Annotated in this window: 1 protein-coding gene and 1 pseudogene; both read right to left on the bottom strand. The window is 68.9% G+C overall.

All coding sequences use genetic code 11. The annotated features are described in order from the left end of the window. Window positions 1-518: pseudogene (locus tag VFM98_RS00600) on the bottom strand (nodulation protein NfeD); the annotation flags it as partial. Window positions 519-594: 76 nt separating this feature from the next. Continuing rightward, window positions 595-2,177, bottom strand: a 1,583-nt coding sequence (locus VFM98_RS00595; RefSeq protein WP_325107945.1) for a potassium transporter Kup, incomplete at its 5' end; no start/stop codon positions are given.

Raw genomic sequence — 2,177 nt, 5'->3', positions numbered from 1 at the left:
TGCTGCGCGAGGCCGCGGATCAGCGCCGCGGCGTCGTGCACCTGCTTGGCCGTCATGGCGTCGGGCGGGGCCGCGCCGCTGGCGGGGGCGCGCGGCTTGTCGGGCGCGCCGGGAAAGCCGATCGCCACCGGCGTGGCCGCGCCCAGCGTGGTGGCGGGCGCCATGGCGGCGACGTGGGCAGCATAGAGGATGTAGGTGCCGGCGCTGGCGGCGCGCGCGCCCTGCGGGCTCACGTAGACGGCCACCGGCACCCGCGAGGCCATGATGGTGCGGATGATGTCGCGCATGGAGTGGTCCAGGCCGCCCGGCGTGTCGAGCTCCAGGATCACCAGCGCATCGCCGGCTTCGGCCGCCTTCGTGATCCCGCGGATCACGTAGTCGGCGCTGGCCGGGCCGATGGCATCGCGCACCTGCAGCACGGTGACGCCCGCGGCCGCCGCCACTCCCGCCCAGAGGGCAAGCAGCAGCGCGACGACGACTTGCCGCCAGGGCCTGCTGGAACGTGGCGCATGCTGCACGATCGGCTCCCGCTGCTTTGCCTGCCATTCTTGGGAGCAGCCGGGCAGGCGGTCAAGGGGTCCGGGCGCGCCGGGCTCAGATCTCGATCTTGGAGCCCAGTTCGACCACCGCGTTGCTGGGCAGATTGAGGAAGTCGGCCGCCGCCCCCGCGTGCTGGTGCATCTGGGCGAACAGCTTCTCGCGCCACGGCGCCATGCCGCCGCCGATGCTGGGCACCACCACGTCGCGCGAGAGGAAATAGCTGGTGGTCATGGGCTCGAGGTCGCACCCGTGCCCGCGCACCTGCTCCAGCGCGCGCGGGATGTCGACGTCGTTCTTGAAGCCGTAGTGCAGGATCACCTGCCAGCAGTCGTGGCTGAGCGGCTCGATCTCCACCCGCTGGTCGAGCCCGACCCACGGCACCTCGTGGTAGCGGATGGTGACGAACAGGTTGTGCTCGTGCAGCACCTTGTTGTGCTTGAGGTTGTGGAGCATGGCGTTGGGCACCACGCCCGGCTGCGGCGTGAGGAAGACCGCCGTGCCGTTCACGCGCGTCGGCGGCGACACGAACACCGACTCGAGGAAGCTCTTGAGGTCGAGCGAATCGGCGGCCATCTTGTCGTTGAGGATCGCGCGCCCCGTCTTCCACGTCATCATCACGGTGAACATGGTCAGCCCGATCACCACCGGGAACCAGCCGCCCGCCAGCAGCTTGAGCGTGTTGGAGGCGAAGAACAGCACGTCGACCAGGAAGAAGAAGCCGGTGGCGCCCAGGCACAGGGCCAGCGGCAGCCGCCAGGCGTAGCGGATCACGAAGAAGGTCAGCAACGTCGTGATCAGCATGTCGGTGGTCACGGCAATGCCGTAGGCCGACGCCAGATTCGTCGAATTGCGGAACAGGCCGACGGCCACGACGATGGTGGCGAACAGGCTCCAGTTCACCACCGGCAGGTAGACCTGCCCCGTGTCGCGCACGGAGGTGTGGCGGATCAGCATGCGCGGCAGGTAACCGAGCTGGATGGCCTGCTTGGTCACCGAGAACGCCGCCGACAACAGGGCCTGCGAAGCGATCACGGTCGCCGCCGTCGCCAGGATCACCAGCGGCACCAGCAGGTAGGGCGGGGCCATCAGGTAGAAGGGATTGGCGATCGCCTTCGGGTCCTGCAGCAGCAGCGCGCCCTGGCCGAAGTAGTTGATCAGCAGGCACGGCATCACCAGCGCGAACCACGCCAGCCGGATCGGCTTCTTGCCGAAGTGGCCCATGTCGGCGTAGAGCGCCTCCGTTCCCGTCACAGTGAGCACCAGCGCGCCGAGCAGCACGAAGGCCGTGCCCTGGTGTGCGGCGGCGAAGCGCAGCGCGTGGTGCGGGCTCACGGCCGTGAGCACTTCCGGGTGCGCGAGGATGTGCGGGATGCCCAGCGCCGCGATGACGAAGAACCAGACCAGGCAGACCGGGCCGAACAGGCGGCCGATGCCGCCGGTGCCGTTCTTCTGCACGAAGAACAGCAGGAAGATGATGAACAGCGCCAGCGGCACGATGTAGGGCTTGAACACCGGCGACAGCAGTTCCAGCCCTTCCACAGCGGACAACACCGAGATCGCGGGCGTGATCACCCCGTCGCCGTAGAAGATCGCCGTGCCGAAGATGCCCACCGCGATCAGCACGGCGCGCAGGCCGG

It is taken from the genome of Ramlibacter sp., from assembly GCF_035706265.1.
In the GTDB taxonomy this organism is placed as follows: Bacteria; Pseudomonadota; Gammaproteobacteria; order Burkholderiales; family Burkholderiaceae_C; genus Ramlibacter.
This window is presented reverse-complemented; position numbering and strand designations above follow the sequence as displayed.